At 71.2% G+C, this 15,727-nt stretch carries 15 protein-coding genes and 1 pseudogene; 7 read left to right on the top strand and 9 right to left on the bottom strand.

Annotated elements, in window-relative coordinates:
* Nucleotides 1-639 (top strand): annotated as a pseudogene (locus ABTU92_RS18595) (hypothetical protein); the annotation flags it as partial.
* Between the two features lie 74 nt (nucleotides 640-713).
* On the opposite strand, the gene ABTU92_RS18590 reads toward ABTU92_RS18595, so the two are convergent.
* Complete coding sequence (locus tag ABTU92_RS18590; RefSeq protein WP_408093130.1) at nucleotides 714-2,021, bottom strand: phage major capsid protein; 1,308 nt, start codon at nucleotides 2,019-2,021, stop codon at nucleotides 714-716.
* 35 nt (nucleotides 2,022-2,056) lie between these two features.
* Nucleotides 2,057-2,578 (bottom strand): HK97 family phage prohead protease, encoded by a 522-nt coding sequence (locus ABTU92_RS18585; protein ID WP_408093129.1) that lies wholly within the window; start codon nucleotides 2,576-2,578, stop codon nucleotides 2,057-2,059.
* A 210-nt stretch (nucleotides 2,579-2,788) separates the two neighbouring features.
* On the opposite strand from ABTU92_RS18585, the gene ABTU92_RS18580 reads away from it, so the two are divergent.
* Nucleotides 2,789-3,394 (top strand): carbonic anhydrase, encoded by a 606-nt coding sequence (locus ABTU92_RS18580; protein WP_408093128.1) that lies wholly within the window; start codon nucleotides 2,789-2,791, stop codon nucleotides 3,392-3,394.
* A 35-nt stretch (nucleotides 3,395-3,429) separates the two neighbouring features.
* On the opposite strand, the gene ABTU92_RS18575 is transcribed toward ABTU92_RS18580, so the two are convergent.
* The 3 genes from ABTU92_RS18575 to ABTU92_RS18565 form a co-directional block, all read right to left on the bottom strand.
* Nucleotides 3,430-3,600, bottom strand: a complete 171-nt coding sequence (locus ABTU92_RS18575) for a hypothetical protein (RefSeq protein ID WP_408093127.1) — start codon at nucleotides 3,598-3,600, stop codon at nucleotides 3,430-3,432.
* Between the two features lie 16 nt (nucleotides 3,601-3,616).
* Nucleotides 3,617-3,805, bottom strand: coding sequence for a hypothetical protein (locus ABTU92_RS18570; protein ID WP_408093126.1), 189 nt, complete (start codon nucleotides 3,803-3,805; stop codon nucleotides 3,617-3,619).
* A 128-nt stretch (nucleotides 3,806-3,933) separates the two neighbouring features.
* Complete coding sequence (locus tag ABTU92_RS18565) at nucleotides 3,934-5,169, bottom strand: phage portal protein (protein ID WP_408093125.1); 1,236 nt, start codon at nucleotides 5,167-5,169, stop codon at nucleotides 3,934-3,936.
* A gap of 124 nt (nucleotides 5,170-5,293) precedes the next feature.
* On the opposite strand from ABTU92_RS18565, the gene ABTU92_RS18560 reads away from it, so the two are divergent.
* Nucleotides 5,294-5,449 carry a hypothetical protein gene (locus tag ABTU92_RS18560; RefSeq protein WP_408093124.1) on the top strand — a complete coding sequence of 52 codons (156 nt, stop codon included), beginning with the start codon at nucleotides 5,294-5,296 and terminating at the stop codon, nucleotides 5,447-5,449.
* A 217-nt stretch (nucleotides 5,450-5,666) separates the two neighbouring features.
* Here the strand turns inward: ABTU92_RS18560 and ABTU92_RS18555 are convergent, their stop codons facing one another.
* Nucleotides 5,667-5,891: a hypothetical protein gene (locus ABTU92_RS18555; RefSeq protein WP_408093123.1), complete on the bottom strand. Its 225-nt coding sequence runs from the start codon at nucleotides 5,889-5,891 to the stop codon at nucleotides 5,667-5,669.
* A gap of 709 nt (nucleotides 5,892-6,600) precedes the next feature.
* Here ABTU92_RS18555 and ABTU92_RS18550 point away from each other — a divergent pair.
* On the top strand, nucleotides 6,601-7,809 hold the full coding sequence (locus tag ABTU92_RS18550; protein ID WP_408093122.1) for an EAL domain-containing protein: 1,209 nt from the start codon (nucleotides 6,601-6,603) through the stop codon (nucleotides 7,807-7,809).
* Between the two features lie 35 nt (nucleotides 7,810-7,844).
* Here ABTU92_RS18550 and ABTU92_RS18545 read toward each other — a convergent pair whose 3' ends face one another.
* The 3 genes from ABTU92_RS18545 to pap all read right to left on the bottom strand — a co-directional run bounded on the left by ABTU92_RS18545 (nucleotide 7,845) and on the right by pap (nucleotide 11,321).
* Nucleotides 7,845-8,390 (bottom strand): YcgN family cysteine cluster protein, encoded by a 546-nt coding sequence (locus ABTU92_RS18545; RefSeq protein WP_408093121.1) that lies wholly within the window; start codon nucleotides 8,388-8,390, stop codon nucleotides 7,845-7,847.
* 272 nt (nucleotides 8,391-8,662) lie between these two features.
* The gene (locus tag ABTU92_RS18540; protein WP_408093120.1) at nucleotides 8,663-9,709 is read right to left on the bottom strand and encodes a patatin-like phospholipase family protein; all 1,047 of its coding nucleotides are present in this window, start codon (nucleotides 9,707-9,709) and stop codon (nucleotides 8,663-8,665) included.
* Nucleotides 9,710-9,809: 100 nt separating this feature from the next.
* Entirely contained in the window at nucleotides 9,810-11,321 is a 1,512-nt protein-coding gene (gene pap / locus ABTU92_RS18535; RefSeq protein WP_408093119.1) for a polyphosphate:AMP phosphotransferase, read from the bottom strand.
* A 220-nt stretch (nucleotides 11,322-11,541) separates the two neighbouring features.
* Between pap and ABTU92_RS18530 the strand changes: the two genes are divergently transcribed.
* From ABTU92_RS18530 to ABTU92_RS18520, 3 genes are all read left to right on the top strand, one after another.
* The gene (locus tag ABTU92_RS18530) at nucleotides 11,542-12,333 is read left to right on the top strand and encodes a hypothetical protein (protein ID WP_408093118.1); all 792 of its coding nucleotides are present in this window, start codon (nucleotides 11,542-11,544) and stop codon (nucleotides 12,331-12,333) included.
* 283 nt (nucleotides 12,334-12,616) lie between these two features.
* Nucleotides 12,617-14,788 (top strand): CHASE2 domain-containing protein, encoded by a 2,172-nt coding sequence (locus ABTU92_RS18525; protein WP_408093117.1) that lies wholly within the window; start codon nucleotides 12,617-12,619, stop codon nucleotides 14,786-14,788.
* 172 nt (nucleotides 14,789-14,960) lie between these two features.
* A complete protein-coding gene (locus ABTU92_RS18520; protein ID WP_408093116.1) occupies nucleotides 14,961-15,638 on the top strand; it encodes a methyltransferase family protein in 678 nt (225 codons plus the stop codon).
* Nucleotides 15,639-15,727 lie beyond the last annotated feature (89 nt).

The following is a 15,727-nucleotide window of genomic DNA, read 5'->3' as shown; positions in this document are numbered from 1 at the left end:
ATTGCGCTCGCCGCCGTGCTCGGCGTGCTCGTGCTCGTGCTGTCCGGCCGGCTGACGCCGTTCAGCGACGACGACAAGGCCCCGCAGCAGGCGAGCACGCCGGCAACGCCGTCGGCGCCGGCCGCCACGCCCGCTCCGGCGCCGAGCCAGCAGGCTGCACAGGCGCCGGCTCCAGCTCCGACGCCGGCACCGGCACAGCAGTCGGCAGCCCAGGCTCCGACCGCGAACCCAGCCCCTGCCCCGGCGCCGAGCCAGCCGCCCGCGCAGACGCAGGCGCAGGCTCCCGCTCCCGCCACTCCGGCGCCCGCGCCCGCCACGCCGCCGCAGGGCCAGCCGGCCGCTCCGGCGCAGGGCCAGAGCGCGGCGGCGCCGCCCTCGCCTCCGCCGCCGGCCGGTGCGCCCGTCAGCGGTCCGCTGCAGGATGTCGCCGCCGCGATCGCCAAGGCGACCCAGACCCCCGGACCCAACCCGGTCCCGCCGCAGGGCGGCGTCGCCGCCCAGGCCGACGCGGCCGCCAAAGGCGCGACCGTGCCGGAGCGCGAGGTGATGCCGGGGCGCACGGCCTACAACACCGAGCGGATCTGCGCCCGCAGCTTCTGGGGATCGCTGAGCTGCACCGAGAAGGTCGTGCAGCAGTGATGTGAACCCCCGGTCCGGCGCCCCGTCGAGGACTCCGGACCGATCTTCCGCGGCGAACGCCGATCGGCTCGTGATCAGCTCGCGGCGAACTTCAGGAGCTTGATGGCGTCGAAGTCCTGGACGCCGCCGCCCACCCGCTTGGTCGTGTAGAACAGGACGTAGGGCTTGGCGCTGTAGGGATCGCGCAGCACCCGCACGCCGGCCCGATCGACCACCAGATAGCCGCGGCGGAAGTCGCCGAAGGCGATCGACAGCGAATTGGCGGCGATGTCCGGCATGGCGTCGTCGATCACCACCGGATAGCCGAGCAGCGTCGCCGGCTGGCCGGCGGCGAGGCCGGGCGCCCACAGATGCTGGCCGGTCGTGTCCTTGAACTTGCGCACCACCGACTCGGTCTTGCGGTTCATCACGAACACGGCGTTGCGGCGATAGGCGACGCGCAACGCGTAGCCGACATCGATGAGAATGTCGGCCGGATTCGCGGCCGGGAAGGCGCCGGCCGCGCCGCTCGCCACATAGCCGATGTTCCCCCAGCTCCACGAGCCGTTGGCGACCGTCGGGTAGGCGAGGAAGCCCTTCGGCTTGTTGACGCCGTCGCCCGCCACGAAGGCGGCCCCCTCCTGCTCGGCGAAGGCCTGGTCGACCTCGGCTGCGAGCCAGGCGTCGATGTCGACCATCGCGTCGTCGAGCAGCGTCGCGGTCGCCGCCGGCATGGCGTAGAGCTCCATGGTCGGGAAGGCGAGCTCGGCGAGCGCCGGCGCCGCGGTCTGCGGCCGGCTGTCGGTCTCGCCGATCCAGCCGACTGTCGGGCCGCTCGTCATGAACGGCTTCTTGTAGACGCTGGCCGAGACCGTGCGGGCGCCGGCGATCGACCGGATCGGCGACACGTCGACGAGCCGGCGGCCGATCTCGCGCTCCACCTCGGGCGGCACCAGATAGCCGCCGTCCGGCGCCGAGCCGACCGACAGCGCCTTGCGCTCGATCGCCAGCAGGCCGGTGGCGTCGCCCTTGCGGACATAGGCGTCGAACGCCGCCTTGTGCTCGCGCTCCGCCGGGCTGTCGAAGGCATCGCGGCCGTCGCGGCCGAGCGCCGGGCGGGCGCCCTTGAGCGCCAGCGCGTCGACGCGGCGCTGCTGCTCGATCAGGGTCGCGTCGATGCGGGCGAGGCGCTCCTCGGTGAGCGGGTCGGCGGCGCCGCGCCGCTCGATCTGGCCGAGCCGGGCGTCGTTCGTCGCCTTGTAGGCCTCGAAGGTGCGCATGAAGTCGTCCATGGTGGGCTGCGCGTCGAGGCGCGTCTCGGTGCGCGGATCGGGGCCCGCCTTGGTCTCCGGCGAGATGACGGGCAGGCGGTTCGACGGCACGCGGTCGAGATCGATGTCCATGATGGCTCCTGATGGCTGGACGGGGCTTTCGGTGATCAACGGCGCGACGGATGCCAGGTCCGCGGATGCGCCGGACGTCCGCGGCAGAGCGGCGCGCGGATCTTCACGGCGCGCACGCGGGCGCCGGAGAGCAGCGGGAACGTGACGATCGAGATCTCCCACAGGTCGATCACGTCGAGCTTCCTGATGCGGGTCGCGGGATCGATGCGGCCCTTGACGGTGCGGAATCCGATGGAGAGCCCGTCGACCACGCCCTCGCGCACCAGCGCCAGGACCTCGCGGGCGCGCGCCACGTCCGGGATCAGCTTGCCGCGCGCCTTCAGGCCACGGACATCTTCCGTGAGATCCAGCCAGATGCCGATCGGCTCGGCCGGGTCGTGCTGGAACAGCATCGGGATGCGGCGCAGGCCGCGGGTGCGCAGCGTCTGCGCGAAGGCGCCCGGCATCACCATGTCGCGCGCCTGGTCGATCTCGCCGAACAGCGAGGCGTAGCCCTCCACGGTGCCGTCGGGCTCGACGGTGGCGAGCGGGCGGACCAGATCCTGAGGCGCATGCATTGGGCGATCCCCGGCACGGACGGACACGGAACGGATGCTGCGGCGGCGGAAGCGGAGCGCGGGGCGCGCGGGGGCGCGGAGCGCGGCAGCGCCTCGACGAAAGACGGGCGGCCCGGCCCTTCCGGGCGGGGCGCGATGGGGCTACAACCGGACTCGTTCGGGCGGCGTCGGTCCGCGATGCGGCCCCGCGTGCGAGTGAGGCGTCCCGCGATGCTGAACAATCTGAAGGCCAACAACGCCGCCTGGGCGAAGCGCATGGTCGAGCACGATCCGAACTTCTTCCGGCGGCTCGAGCGGCAGCAGGCGCCCGAGTATCTGTGGATCGGCTGCTCGGACAGCCGGGTGCCGGCCAACGAGATCGTCGATCTCGATCCGGGCGAATTGTTCGTCCACCGCAACGTCGCCAACCTGGCGCCGCCGCAGGACGCGAACTACCTCTCGGTGCTGCAATTCGCCGTCGACGTGCTGAAGGTGAAGCACATCATGGTGGTCGGTCATTACGGCTGCGGCGGCGTCAAGGCGGCCGTGGACGGCATGCGGCGCGGCCTCGTCGACCACTGGCTGCATCCGATCCGCGAGGTGTGGAACGACCATCTCGACGAGCTGATGGCGATTCCCGACGAGAAGGCGCGCTTCGACCGGCTGTGCGAGCTGAACGTCATCCGCCAGGTGAAGAACGTCGCCTCCGACATCTTCGTCCAGGAGGCGTGGGCGCGCGGCCAGCCGCTGTGGGTGCACGGCTGGGTCTATTCGCTCGCCAACGGCCTCGTCACCGATCTCGACGTCACGGTCGGCGGCATCCAGCCGGCGCCGTGAGTCGGATCGCGACGCCGGTCACGTCGCGGCGTGAGTCACTTCGCGACCCGCCGGCGGCGTGTGCGCAGACGCTTCGGCGCGTCGCGCAGCTCGCGCCGGCCGAGCCGGTCGAGGTGAACGAAGAACTCGCGGAACACCGCGACATGGTCGGGCCGCGCCTTGGTCTCGCCGCGCAGGCTGCGCAGCACCGCGTGCAGCGTGTCCATCAGGATCGCCTCCTCGTCAGGATCGTCTCCGGAGAATGTCGTTGAAGTGCGCGAGTGACTGGACGAAGTCGTCGAAGCGCCGCGACGTCGCCGCGAGCTCGCGCAACGCGTAGACGGCGAGCACGCTCGACGACGACGCCCACAGGAACAGCGCGAGATGGGCGAGATCGCCCTTCTGCGAGAAGATGTCGACGAGGTCGGTCATGGGGATCCTGGGCGTCGTCGTTCGGGGCGCGAAAGGAATCCGCGGCGTCCTCGTTTCACCTCTCCCCGCCGGGGAGAGGGGGCAGTCGGAACTCGTGGCCACGTTCGGGCATGAGCGCGGGAACCTGATCACATCGCGTCGCCGCCCGCGATCGGGCCGAAGCCAAGCATGGCGCGCTTCTCGTTGACGGTGAGGAAGGCCGCCGCGCCGACCCGCTCCCACAGCGCGGCGCGGTCGGCGGCGAGCGCGTCGATGCGGTCGGTGTCGATCTCGAGCCGCAGCGCGCCGCCCTCCGCCGCCCCGGCGGCCGGACCGAAGGCCGGACCGAGCCAATGCGCGAGCGCGCTGCCGATGCGGGCGCCGAGCGGCAGCACGGTGTGGCGCCAGAAGGCGCGGTTCGCCTCCTGATAGTTCGCATAGGTGTTGTCGCCCGGGATGCCGAGCAGCATCGGCGGCACTCCGAAGGCGAGCGCGATCTCTCGCGCGGCGCTGTTCTTGGCCTCCAGAAAATCCATGTCCTTGGGCGTCAGCGCCATCGCCTTCCAGTCGAGCCCACCTTCCAGCAGCAGCGGCCGGCCGGCGTTGCCGGCGCCCTGATAGGTCGTCTCCAGCTCGCGCTTGAGCCGCTCGTACTGGTCGTCGCCGAGAATGCCGCCGTCGGGCGCCGCGTAGACGAGCGCGCCGGAGGGCCGCGCCGCGTTGTCGAGCAGCGCCTTGTTCCAGCGCGCCGCGGCGTTGTGGGTGTCGACCGCCACGGCCGCCGCCTCCAGGGCGCCGAGGCCGTAGTGATCGTCGAGCGGATTGAACAGCACGAGATGCAGGATCGGCGGCGGCTCGCCGGCCTGCTCGAAGCGCACCGTGCGGCCCGCCACCGTGTAGTCGTAGGCCTGCGCCCAGCCGTCCGGTCCCGGCACGACGCGCATCCGATCGGGGCGCAGCGCGAAGAGCTCGCGCGGTGCGCCGTCCAGCGTCACCAGCTCCAGATAGCCGTTGCCGCTGATCAGGAGATGCGCGGTGAGCGCCTCGATCAGCGTCGCCCCGTCCTGGCGCGGATTGGGCCGCGCCAGCAGATCGATCAGCGGATGGCGCTCGTGCAGCGCCTCGCCTTCGTAGGCGAGGAAGGTGAGCGCCCCGACGTTCTCGGCGACCAGCTTCACGGCGCGATGCACGATCGCGTTGGTGGAAAACCCCTCGCGGGCGAGCGCCGCGTAGTCGCGCGGCGTCCACCGCGCCGGGCCGCCCGGCTCGAGCCGGATCAGCCGGGCGACGCGCGAGGTCTTCTGCTCGGTCGCGGGCGCGGAAGCGGGCGCCGGCGCGGCCGGGCGCGCGGCCTCGCGCCGGCGACGCAGGATGCGGTTCAGCATGGCGGTGGTTCCGATGTGGACGGGCCGATGTGGACGGGCCGTCGGGGAACGGCCGGCGCGGTATCGCGTTGGTCCGGCGACGGCGGACGACGCCGCCACGGCCACCAGAGAACCGACGGACATCATGGCGCGACCGACCGACGAGACCCCGATCACCCGCTCGGCGCCCCAGGCGCGCCAGGGCACCGTCGGGCACAATGTCCGATACGTGCTCGGCGTCGGCGTGGCCGGCGCTGCCATCGCGATGGCGGTGGTCTATCTCTGGTTCTTCGCCGCCTGACGCGGCGGTCTTCGCCGCCTGACGCGGCGTTCTGCGCCGCCTGAAGCAGCCGCTCTCGCCTGCGGTCCGACGGGTGCCGGCGACCGGCCACCCCAGCCGGACGCCGGACCCCCCTGTCGGTGACCGGCGCCGCGACGCAATTCTCGACCGTGCCCGATTGCTACCGAAGCAGCGTCACGCTGTCAAGGACTATTTTCCGAACTGAGGATCAATGTCCTTACCTTCGCTGCTCGAAAGTCGGGATGCCGTAGCGGTCGCTGCCGCTTGGGTATCCGATGGGCACCAAAGAAAGGCACTCCCTCGTGTCGTGCGCGCTGCAGACGACAACGCGTTGCAGCCTGTCCGATTGCGCCCAGACATTTCCGACGGCGTGCTGAACCGCGATCCCGACAAGCGCAGCGGCGATCACGGTCAGCACAGATCGCGTATAGGCGTCGATCATCGTCATCTCCTCCATGACACGCCGCAACGCTACCTGAAATTGTATGATTGCCAACCCACACGTTATTTCGACCCAGCTATGGGCTTCGGACGGCTCTGCTCTTCGCCCTATGATGATGTCGAGGAGCACTTCGCTGGGTGGTCGGGAGACATGAAGCCGCGGGCGGCCGTTCGGTGAGGGTCGTTGCACCGACTCACCCGGTAAAGCCGCGCCGTGTGGCAGTTTTCGCGCACTGAGAATAGCAACGTCGTCTCGCCGACAATCATTTTCGGAGCCACAAATATTTCTGTCACATCGTAAAGCTGCAAAACAATCCGAGGGTGCATAAAGCGAATAGATCTCGTGTTGCGACAGATCGCGACAAGAACGGGGCGGGCGATCCGATCCGTTTCGTATAGCCGAATGGAGTTACGCAGAAATCGGCCCCCGACCGCGGCGGGTTTCGCGGCCGCGGCTGCCCCTGTGCGGCCGCTCCGGCAGAGTTGCAGAGGATTCGACTTAAAGTCGCAGGCGGATTATCGCGCGGATCGAATGAAGCGCGCCAAGGTTCTCTCAACATCGCCGACCGACATACCTTGGTCACCGGTGGGATTCGGCCCGCCGGCGCGTTCGTGAACCAAGGCGTTCGTGAACCGAGGCGTTCGAACGCAAGGGCGTTCGATGACCGAGAGCGTTCCGGCACGGGCTCGGACCGACAGGATCCGGACTGATGAGCACCCCCATCGCGTTCCCCCGCTTCGGCCGGCGCCGGATCACGCCACAGGCCTGCGTGCTGACCGGCCGGGTGCATCTGCGCGCGTACCTCGGCGAGGCGCTCGCCGAGCTCGGCTTCGTGGTGCGCCCTTGCGCCGACGACGAGGGCTTCGCGGCGGCCGCCGCGACGTCGCCGCTCGACCTCGTGGTGCTGCCGCTGCCCGACGGCCCGGCGACGGCCGAACGGCTGCGGCGCCTCGCCGTAGCGAGCCCCGAGGCGAGCGTGTTGCTGCTCGGGCCGCCGGCTGCGCCTGCGCTCGCCGCGGCCGAGGAGCTGGCCGAGGCCCTCGGCCTCACCGTGCTGAAGCCGCTCGGCACGCCGTTCCGCCCCGCCGATCTCGTGTCGCGGGTCGCGCATCTCGTGCCGCGCCGCGCCACCCTGCAGGCCCCGGTCGACATCGAGGAGGCGCTCGCCGCCGGCTGGCTGGAGCCCTGGTACCAGCCGCAGGTCGACCTTTCGACCGGTGCGATCCGGCGCGCCGAGGCGCTCTTGCGGCTGCGCCATCCGGTGTGGGGCATCATCGAGCCGGCGCGCTTCCTGCCGAGCGGCGCCGACCTGCCGTGGCGGGCCGTCTCCGACCTCGTCGTCGATCGCGCGATCGCGGACTGGCGCGGCTTCGCGGCGCGCGGCACGCCGATCGGGCTCGCCATCAACGTGCCGCTGCCGGTGCTTCGCGAGCCCGATTTCGTCCGCAGCCTGTGGCGACGGCTGCCCGACCATCCGGCGTTTCGCGGGCTGACCGTCGAGGTCGACTGCAGCGCGATCCTCGACGATCTCGACGCGGCGACAGCGATCGCCCGCGAGCTGCGCTTCTGCAATGTCGGCGTGTCGATCGACGACGCTGGCCCGGACTGGACGCCGCTCGCGGGGCTGCCGCACTTCCCGTTCGTCGAGCTGAAGGTGGACGGCGGCACGGTGCGGGGCTGCGCGACCGACCCGGCCAAGCACGCCGTCTGCGCGGCGCTGGTCGAGCACGCCGGCCGGGTGCGGGTGCCGATCGTCGCCGAGGGCGTGGAGAGCGAGGCGGATCTGGCCGCCGTCAAGGCGCTCGGCTTCGACAGCGTGCAGGGCTTCGTCTTCGCCCGGCCCATGGAGGCCAGGAAGCTCGCCCGCCTGCTGGCCCGCCAGGACGCGGCGACGACGCGGCCGCCGGCGGTCGGCTGAGCGGGGCGACCACCGCCGCCGCGTCGCGCCGCCGGTCAGCGCGCCGTCGGCTGGCGCTTGGCGCGCGGCGGGATGCGCTCCGGCCAGGAGACGATGCGGTCCTCGAGGTCCTCGCCGTTCATCGCGTCCTCGAACAGCCCGACGCGCCCCCGCACCGAGACGCCGGCGGCGTGCACGCTGTCGGGGTCGCCCGACACCAGCGGATGCCACCAGTAGAGGTCGCGCCCCTCGGCGACGAGGCGATAGCCGCAGGTCTTCGGCAGCCATTTCAGCCGCGGCACGTTGGTCGGCGTGAGGCGGTCGCAGTTGTGCACCTGGGCGTGCCGGTTCGGGTAGTCGCGGCAGCGGCAGGTGTGCCCGTCGAGCAGCCGGCAGCCGACGTCGGTGTGGAAGATCTCGCCCGTGTCCTCGTCCTCGAGCTTGTTGAGGCAGCAGCGCCCGCAGCCGTCGCACAGGCTCTCCCACTCGGCCGCGGTCATCTCGACGAGCGCCTTGCGCTTCCAGAACGGCAGATCGGACGACGTGTCGCGCGTCACCGCGCGCGTCGCCTCACCGGTCGGATCGAGCTTCGGATCGGGCATCGCTCTCCCTTCGGCGCCGGCGCGGAGACGACCGGCGCGAGGGCTTCAGATGTCATGCGCGGGACGGAGATTCAACCTCGGCCGGTCCGAGGATCATCAGGCGGCCGCGCCGCGCGCCCTGCTCCGTGCCCCGGACAAGGCGCGTCGGGCCGCAGGCCCGGGGTGCCGCAGAGCCGGGGCCCAGGGGCGGCACGGCAACCCCTTGCGGCGTCGCCATGGGTCCCGGTTCGCGGCGCTTCGCGCCACGCCCGGGACACGGGCGGGGCACCCTCTCACAAGAACAGCCCCGCCACGTCGAGGGTCGAGCGCCGGCCGACCGCGTCGATGTTGGTCGCGAGCCACGCCTTGGCGGCGGCGCGGCCCTCGTCGCGCAGCCGCGTGAGCAGCCCCCAGTCGGGATGGAACTGGGTAACGCCGCCGAGCGTCGCCATCACCGAGTCGTCGCCGATCCAGTGCATGTACATGCGGTGGTGCTTCTCGCCGTCGAGCTCGTGGGCGTCGATCAGCTTGGTGACGAAGGCGATCGCCCGCATCTCGCGCATCAGCGAGGAGTTGAAGCTGATCTCGTTCATCCGGTGCAGCACGTCGGCGGCGCTGCGCGGCAGCTCGGGCCGCTCGCGCGCGCCGACCTGGACGACGATCACGTCGCGACAGCCGTCGCGATAGACCAGCGGATAGATCGCCGGGTTGCCGAGGAAGCCGCCGTCCCAAAAATACTCGCCGTCGATCTCGACCGCCTGGAAGTAGGGCGGCAGGCAGCACGAGGCCAGCACGGTCTCGACCGTGATGCGCGGCGTCTCGAACACGGCGATCTTGCCGGTGCGCACATTGGTGGCGTCGAGATAGAGACGGATCGCGGCCGCGTCGTTGACGCGGTCGAAGTCGACATGCTCGAGCAGCAGCTTGCGCAGCGGGTTGAAGCGGAACGGGTTGATCAGGTCGGGCGGCAGGCTGTGGGTGAGCGCGTGCACGGCGGCGTGCGAGGGCATGTATTCGGGCGGCAGCCCGAAGGCCTGCGCCAGCCGATCGACGGCCGACCAGGCGAGCCCGAACATCGCCTCCATGCGGGACACCGCCTGCCAGAAGCGTTCGAGCTTCTCGCGCGCCCGCTCGGGGCCGCCGGCGACCAGGCCGTCGGCGAGCAGCACCGCGTTCATGGCGCCGGCGCTGGTCGCGCTGATCGCCTCGATCGCGAGCCGCCCGTCCTCCAGCATGGCGTCGACGACGCCCCACGCATAAGCCCCGTGCGCCCCGCCCCCCTGCAGGGCGAGCGCGACGGGTCTTTGCTGATGATGGGCGGGAGGGGTCTCAGACGTCACGACGGCCTCGATGACTGATCGGGTCGACACTCACGGAGTCTCGGCACCGGGACTGCGACCGAAAGAGCCCCCACCCCCGCCCGTAATCAAACAACATCCCCTACCCCTTCTTCTTCCGCTTCTTGCCGATCGTCTCCATCGCCGCCTCGATCGCCTCGCAGAAGGTCCTCAGCACCTTGATGCGCGCGAACAGCTTGTTGTTGGCTTCGACGAGAGTCCAGGGCGCCAGCGCCGTCGAGGTGCGGTCGACCATGTCGCAGATCGCCGTCTCGTAGCGGTCCCATTTCTCCCGGTTGCGCCAGTCCTCCGGCGTGATCTTGAACCGCTTGAACGCCACCTTCTCGCGCTGCTTGAAGCGCTTGAGCTGCTCGGCCTTGCTGATCGCCAGCCAGAACTTCACGACGACGACGCGATGGCGCACCATCGCCTCCTCAAAGTCGTTGATCTCGCCGTAGGCGCGCATCCAGTCGGCCTCCGCGCAAAAGCCCTCGACCCGCTCGACCAGCACGCGGCCGTACCACGAGCGATCGAAGATCGCCACCTGGCCGCGGCCCGGCAGGTGCCGCCAGAAGCGCCACAGATAGGGCTGCGCCCGCTCCTCCTCGCTCGGCGCCGCAATCGAGACGGTCTGGTAGGAGCGTGCGTCGAGCGCCCCGGTGACGCGGCGGATGGCGCCGCCCTTGCCGGCCGAGTCGTTGCCCTCGAACACCGCGACGACCGCCATCTCCTTGAAACGCGGATCGCGCACCAGCGCGTTGAGCCGACCCTGCAGCGTCTCCAGCTCCTTGTCGTAGTCGTCGCGGTCGAGCGGCTGATCGAGGTCGAGCGCGCTCAGCACCGTCACCTTGTCGGCCGGGGCGAGCAGCGGCGGCGTCTTGTCGGGGACCTGCTTGGCCGGCTTCTCGTCGAGGCGCTCGCGCAAGGCGGCGACCAGATGACGCCCGAAAGTGAGGGCGCGGAAGCGCGGGTCGGCGCCCGGGATGACGATCCACGGCGCCTCGCCCGTCGAGGTCTCGCGCAGGAACGGCTCGCTCACGCCGACGAACGCGTCGTACATCTCGTGGAACGTCCATTCGTGCTCGGTGACGCGCCAGCGCGTCGCCTCGTTCTTCTCCAGCGCCTTCAGCCGCTGCTTCTGCTGCTTCTTGGACATGTGGAACCAGTACTTGAGCAGCAGCACGCCTTCGTCGCACAGCATCGTCTCCAGCCGGCGGATGTCGCCGATCGCCTGGGCGAACTCGGCCTCGGTCGTCTCGCCCAGCGCGCGGCGGACCATCGGCATCGTGTGCCAGGCGCCGAAGAACACCCCGATCCGTCCCTTCGGCGGCAGCGCCCGCCAGAACCGCCAGGCGTCGGGGCGCTCGCGCTCCTCGTCGGTCGGCTGGAAGAAGGCGCGCACCCCGATATGGCGCGGGTCCATCCACTCGTTCAGGAGATTGACGGTCTCGCCCTTGCCGGCCCCCTCGACCCCGGCGATCAGGATCAGGACGGCGAAGCGGCGCTGTGCGGCGAGGTCGAACTGGGCGTCGAGCAGCGCCTCGCGCAGCTTGGTCTCCTCGCGCTTGAAGACGGCTTTCGGAACGTGATGGGAGAGATCGGCGGATTCGAACATGGCACGCCACCCATGGCTTCGGGCCGACATGATCACGAAAACGTCTGCGGACCGGACTGATCCAGATCAAGACCGTATCACGGAACCGGCTTACCCTTGGCTCGTCGATGGAACCGGCCGCCGACGCGGCGGCGAGGGTTCCCGTCGTGGAACGGGTTTTCCTTCCCGGTCGCGACCGGTATAGTCCCGCCCGGGACGGGCCTGCTTGGCGAGGGCCGCGATGATACGGGTCGAGACGAGTTTCCTTCACGCTCCGGGCGGCGCCGCGACCGGACTGTTTCGCACGGCTGCGGTGGTCGGGGCCGCGCTGATCGGCGCTGCGCTGGTGTCGGCGGTCGGCCTCGCCGGCCCGGCGGCCGCGCAGAGCGGGACCGGCAAGGGCGTGCCGGTGGCCGTGGTCGAGGAGGTCCGGGGCAAGGCCGGCGGCCTCGAATTCATGGACTACGTGGAGGCCGGCCGGGTCATCAAGCTCGGCCCGAAGGACACCATCGTCCTCGGCTATCTGAAATCCTGCCTGCGCGAGACCATCACGGGCGGCACCGTGGTGGTCGGCGCCGAGCAGAGCAAGGTGCATCTCGGTCAGATCGACAGCATCAAGGTCGAATGCGACGCCACCGCCCAGCTCAGCGAGCGGCAGGCGACCGAGAGCGCCGCCACGGTGTTCCGCGGCATGGGGCCGAACAATACGGGACCGAACAAGACGACCGGCGCCGGCGGCGAGCCGCCGCGCGCCCTCGTGCTGTTCGGCCGCTCGCCCGTGTTCGAGCTGAAGGCGCCTGCGACGCTCACGCTGGAGCGGCTCGACAAGGCCGGCGAGAAGCAGACCATCGCGGTGACCCAGAAGATGCTCCTGCGCGGCCGCTTCTACGACATGGCGCGGTCCGACAAGTCGCTCGCCGCGGGCGGCAGCTACGTCGCGACGCTCGGCCCCCGCAAGGTCGCCTTCAAGGTCTCGGCCGACGCCAAGCCGGGCGCCACCCCGGCGGTCGGCCGGCTGGTGCGGTTCGAGTGAGCGGCCGCCACGCCGTGCGCGGTCATGCCTGAACCGATGATGCCGTGCCCGGGGCCACCCCCCTCCCTGTCCCTCCCCCACAAGGGGGGAGGGAACGCTAGAGCCGCCACCTCGTCCCAGCTGGTCCTGCCGCCTTGCCCTCGTCGTCATTCTCGCGGCTCGCCGCAGCCTGCTCCCTCCCCCCTTGTGGGGGAGGGGTGGGGAGGGGGGTGAGCCACGACCACGGTGGTGGCCGTCGCGCCTTGTTGGGATCTGCTCGCGATGACGAGCGCGTAGCCTGGTCATGAAACGCTGGCGCAAGCGGGATCTGTTCGCCGTCGCCCTGATCGCGCTCGTGTGCGGGCTGGTCTTCGCGCTGCCGGCGCTCGACCGGGTGTCGGGCATCTCGCTCGACCTCCTGACGGCGCTGCGCTGGCATGCCTTCGGGCCGCGCCACGATCCGGCGAGCGCGCCGGCCGTCGTCGTCGCCATCGACGAGGAGACCTTTCGCACGGCGCCGCTGGCCGGGTCGCCGACGCTGACCTGGACGCGCGAGATCGGCAAGGTGCTCACCGCCGTCGTGGACGGCGGCGCCGCCGTGGTCGGCTTCGACATCGTCTTCCCGGCCTCGATCGAGCAGTCGGAGATCCCGCTCGGCGAGGAGCCGCTGGGCAGCCGCCTGCGCGGCTTCGACCGCGATTTTTTGCGCGCGCTCGCGCTCGCCGCCCGCAACGACAAGGTCGTGCTCGGCGAGGTGCTGCACGGCGAGCGGCCGGTGCGGCCGGCGGCGGGCCAGCGCATCGCGGTCGGCCAGCAGAAGAACATCCGGGCGCTCAACACCCACGCGGACGCCGACGACGTCGTCCGCCGGCTCCCGCTGTGGTTCACGGTCGGCGGCAAGCCGCTTCCCTCCATGGCGCTGGAGCTCGCCGCGCGCGCCCGCGGCGTCGCGCCCGTGCTGGAGGCGGACGGCACCACCCGGCTCGGCGACTACCGCATCCCCAGCGCCGTGGAACGCACCCAGACGCTCGCCTTCGACGGCGGCGCCGACGACGTGCCGACCTTCTCGTTCGCCGATCTGCGCGCCTGCGCCGACAAGGGCGACGCCGAGTTCTTCCGCAAGACCTTCGCCGGCAAGGCGGTGCTGTTCGGCACCCTGCTCGACATCGAGGACCGCAAGCTCACCTCGAAGCGCTTCGCCACCGGCTTGGAGGGCGCGCGCGCCCCGCGCTGCGCCCTGCCCGCCCCCGCGGCCGACCGGACCGCGGCGGACGACGACGGGCCGACGCGCCGCTCGATCTCCGGCGTCTACATCCATGCAACCGCCGTCAACGACCTGCTGCGCGGCGACGTGCTGCGCGAGCCCGGCCGGCTCGGCATCGCCGCGATCGCGCTGGCGATGGCGGGTCTCGCCGCGACCGGTGCGCTGCTGGTCGGCCCCGGCGTCGCCACGCTCGTGACGCTCGGCCTGATCGCGGCCCTCACCGCGACCGGCACGGTCGCGCTCCAGCACGGCCTCGCGCTGCCGCTGGTCGGCCCGGCGCTCGCCGCGCTCGCCGCCACGGCCGGGACGATCGGCTGGCGCCTGGTCGCCGCCGACCGCGAGGAGCGGTTTTTGCGCAAGAGCTTCGCGCTCTACCTGTCGCCCCGGGTGATCGACCGCATGCTGGAGGCCGACGAGCCGCCGGCGCTCGGCGGCGAGATGCGCGACGTCACGGTGTTCTTCTCCGACATCGCCGGCTTCTCGTCGATCGCCGAGACGATGACGCCGGCCGCGCTGGTCGCCTGGATGAACGCCTACCTGTCGGAGATGACCGACATCGTCGAGGGCTGCGGCGGCTACGTCGACAAGTATATCGGCGACTCGATCGTCGCCGTGTTCGGCGCCCCGGCGAACGATCCCGACCACGCCCGCAACGCCGTCATGGCGGCGCTGCGCTGCCGCGAGCGGCTCGCGGCGCTGAACGAGACGGCCATCTTCCAGGGGCACCATCTGGCGCACCGCATCGGCCTCAACTCCGGCGAGGCGCTGGTCGGCAATATCGGCTCGCGCCGGCGCTTCAACTACACGGTGATGAGCGACGCCGTGAACCTCGCCTCGCGGCTCGAAGGCGCCAACAAGTATTTCGGCACGTCGATCATGGCGTCGGAGACGACGGTCGGGCGCACCGGCGACGCCTTCGCCTGGCGCGAGCTCGACGCCATCCGGGTGAAGGGCCGGGTGCAGCCGGTGAAGATCTTCGAGCCGATCGCCGAGGCCGGGCACGTCACCCCGGCGCAGGCCGACTGCGCCGCCGCCTACGCGGCCGGCCTCGCCCTCTTCCGGGCCCGCGATTTTTCGGCCGCCGCCGCGGCGTTCGGCAGGATCGCCGCCGTCGACCCGCCCGCCGCCCTGTTCGCCAGGCGGGCCGAGGCGCTGGTGAAGGATCCCCCCGGCCCGGACTGGGAGCCGGTGTTCACCCTGGAGGGGAAGTAGGGGGCAGCGCCTTTCACCTCTCCCCGCGCGCGGGGAGAGGTTCCGGGCGCCGCGCCCGCGAAATGCTCCACGATGCGCCCCCGGACCACCCGCCCGGAAGCCACAGATGGCTGCCCCAGGTGATCACCCGAGGTTCCCCCCTCCCCCTGGCCCGTCGTATGGTGCGGCCCGCATGACCGACCTCGCCCGCCGCACCGCCTTCGGCTTTCTGCGCCTGTCCCTCATGATGACCCTGCTGGTGATGGTGCCGGCGGGCTCGCTCGGCTACTGGCCGGGTTGGCTGTTCCTCGTCTCCTCGCTCGGCTCGGCCGGCGTGATCGCGCTCTGGCTGCTCTACGCCGACCCGGCGCTCCTCGAGCGGCGGCTCGAGGTCGGCGCCGCCGCCGAGCGCCAGCCGACCCAGAAGCTCATCCAGGCGATCGCCTCGGTGATCGGCATCGGGCTGATGGTCGTCCCGGGGCTCGACTGGCGGTTCGGCTGGTCGACCATGCCGACCGCGCTGGTGTGGATCGGCAATCTCGGCATCGTCGCCGGCTATGCGCTGTGCTTCCTGGTGTTCCGCGAGAACACCTGGACGTTCGGCACCGTGCAGGTGAGCGCGGGCCAGACCGTGGTGACGACCGGCCCCTACGCGGTGGTGCGCCACCCGATGTATGCCAGCGCGCTCTTTCTCTTCCTGTTCGGCCCGCTGGCGCTCGCCTCCTGGTGGGCCTTCGTGCCGGCGGCCGCCATGGTGCCCTCGGTGATGGCCCGCATCGTCGCGGAGGAGCGGTTCCTCGCCGACCACCTGCCCGGCTACACGGCCTATCAGGGCGAGGTCCGCTGGCGCCTCGTCCCGGGGCTCTGGTAGACGCTGCTGCGACATCGGCGCCGCGCGGCAAGCTGGTTTCCACCCGCCGGCCGACGCGCTAGAACGCCTCCAATCCGCACCGCCGGCAG

Source organism: Rhodoplanes sp. SY1, from assembly GCF_046000175.1.
In the GTDB taxonomy this organism is placed as follows: domain Bacteria; phylum Pseudomonadota; class Alphaproteobacteria; order Rhizobiales; family Xanthobacteraceae; genus Rhodoplanes.
Note: the sequence above shows the minus strand (reverse complement) of the source record. Positions and strands in the feature narration are given on the sequence as shown.

Bases quoted from the DNA above. Each gene is read 5' to 3' on its own strand.
- ABTU92_RS18565 (WP_408093125.1), bottom strand. From the start codon at position 5,169: ATGCTGAACCGCATCCTGCGTCGCCGGCGCGAGGCCGCGCGCCCGGCC.
- pap (WP_408093119.1), bottom strand. From the start codon at position 11,321: ATGTTCGAATCCGCCGATCTCTCCCATCACGTTCCGAAAGCCGTCTTC.
- ABTU92_RS18530 (WP_408093118.1), top strand. From the start codon at position 11,542: ATGATACGGGTCGAGACGAGTTTCCTTCACGCTCCGGGCGGCGCCGCG.
- ABTU92_RS18575 (WP_408093127.1), bottom strand. From the start codon at position 3,600: ATGGACACGCTGCACGCGGTGCTGCGCAGCCTGCGCGGCGAGACCAAG.
- ABTU92_RS18560 (WP_408093124.1), top strand. From the start codon at position 5,294: ATGGCGCGACCGACCGACGAGACCCCGATCACCCGCTCGGCGCCCCAG.
- ABTU92_RS18585 (WP_408093129.1), bottom strand. From the start codon at position 2,578: ATGCATGCGCCTCAGGATCTGGTCCGCCCGCTCGCCACCGTCGAGCCC.
- ABTU92_RS18545 (WP_408093121.1), bottom strand. From the start codon at position 8,390: ATGCCCGATCCGAAGCTCGATCCGACCGGTGAGGCGACGCGCGCGGTG.
- ABTU92_RS18520 (WP_408093116.1), top strand. From the start codon at position 14,961: ATGACCGACCTCGCCCGCCGCACCGCCTTCGGCTTTCTGCGCCTGTCC.
- ABTU92_RS18550 (WP_408093122.1), top strand. From the start codon at position 6,601: ATGAGCACCCCCATCGCGTTCCCCCGCTTCGGCCGGCGCCGGATCACG.
- ABTU92_RS18525 (WP_408093117.1), top strand. From the start codon at position 12,617: ATGAAACGCTGGCGCAAGCGGGATCTGTTCGCCGTCGCCCTGATCGCG.
- ABTU92_RS18555 (WP_408093123.1), bottom strand. From the start codon at position 5,891: ATGATCGACGCCTATACGCGATCTGTGCTGACCGTGATCGCCGCTGCG.
- ABTU92_RS18590 (WP_408093130.1), bottom strand. From the start codon at position 2,021: ATGGACATCGATCTCGACCGCGTGCCGTCGAACCGCCTGCCCGTCATC.
- ABTU92_RS18580 (WP_408093128.1), top strand. From the start codon at position 2,789: ATGCTGAACAATCTGAAGGCCAACAACGCCGCCTGGGCGAAGCGCATG.
- ABTU92_RS18570 (WP_408093126.1), bottom strand. From the start codon at position 3,805: ATGACCGACCTCGTCGACATCTTCTCGCAGAAGGGCGATCTCGCCCAT.